Here is a 1,082-nt window from a genome sequence, read left to right as displayed (position 1 = left end):
TTCTCTGAGCACATTCCGGTTTCGCTGGCACGAAAGCGTGTCACGTGATCGCTTTGCATTGATTGTTTCCGAGTAATTTTCCATTCACCCACCAGGGGAGTCATCCCCTCGTGGGTGCTCCTCGTTTTTCAAGGAGTTATACCATGACTGCGTCCACTCCCGTCAAAGTCAAACATATCGTGCGATTCGGCGATATCGATTGTGAAGTTTGTGTTGAAGGACTTTACAAAAATAATCGCCGGCAACATGTGATTCAACTTTATGTCGCCGATACGGAGCATAACCGCGCGCGTCCGGATGCCGACTCGTGCTCACCAGGCGAGCCGTTTGCAACGGCGTCTCTGTGCGTTCCAGGTTATCCGTTTGGTTACAAAGAAACTGCCATCAAAGATTACTCAGAAAACCGGGGAATTTTTGATGTGCTGATCAACGCAAAGATTGTCGAGAAAACGGAGTACGACGTATTGGTTAGTCTCATGCCGGTCCCTGTTGCTCGCATTCTCATTTAAATTCAAACACTGGGGCACCTTAGGGTGCTCCTATTTTTTTGAGGGAATTCATTATGACCATATACGCTAATCTCAATTCAACAAGTAAATATTACCCATCGCAACACTGCGCCCAACCGTTCAACGTGCAGTTGGATGAGGAGAGTTCGGACACCTATTGCTGGGTAGGGAATAACAATCAGTACCGCACGTCCGACTTGGAGTTCTATTTCAAGAACAACGACGGTAAGTTTGTGCCGCATGGGTTGTTAGGAACTGTTACTGAATTATTGGATCGCGCACTTCAGGAAGAATTGGACTACGTCAAAGCACAGTTAGATGAAGACGAATTAGCGATGCGGGATAGTTTATATGAGCGTCGCGACTCTTCAACATTTAATGTGATGCGTGAGTTGTTAGCGCTCATTCCCGATTCGCCGCCTGTATGCCGTGATTGCGGCCGAAGTTATGGACGCTGTGAATGCAATGACGGAAGCCATCACAAGGAGTGATTGCGATGAAGGCGTTTCCTCAACATTACCTGGGTTGTATTACCCGCATTCAAACGCGACCGGATGGTTCGCGTTATGTATG

Annotated in this window: 2 protein-coding genes; both read left to right on the top strand. The window is 47.6% G+C overall.

All coding sequences use genetic code 11. The features are described 5' to 3' along the window. The first annotated feature begins 143 nt into the window (after positions 1 to 143). Positions 144 to 509: a hypothetical protein gene (locus tag ACSV5M_RS21795; protein WP_439178961.1), complete on the top strand. Its 366-nt coding sequence runs from the start codon at positions 144 to 146 to the stop codon at positions 507 to 509. A 53-nt stretch (positions 510 to 562) separates the two neighbouring features. Further along, positions 563 to 1,000: a hypothetical protein gene (locus ACSV5M_RS21790; protein WP_439178959.1), complete on the top strand. Its 438-nt coding sequence runs from the start codon at positions 563 to 565 to the stop codon at positions 998 to 1,000. The last annotated feature ends 82 nt before the right edge of the window (positions 1,001 to 1,082 follow it).

Source organism: Cellvibrio sp. ARAG 10.3, assembly GCF_051846955.1.
Taxonomy (GTDB): domain Bacteria; phylum Pseudomonadota; class Gammaproteobacteria; order Pseudomonadales; family Cellvibrionaceae; genus Cellvibrio.
The sequence above is the reverse complement of the archived record's forward strand: the minus strand, read 5'-3'. Positions and strand labels throughout refer to the sequence as shown.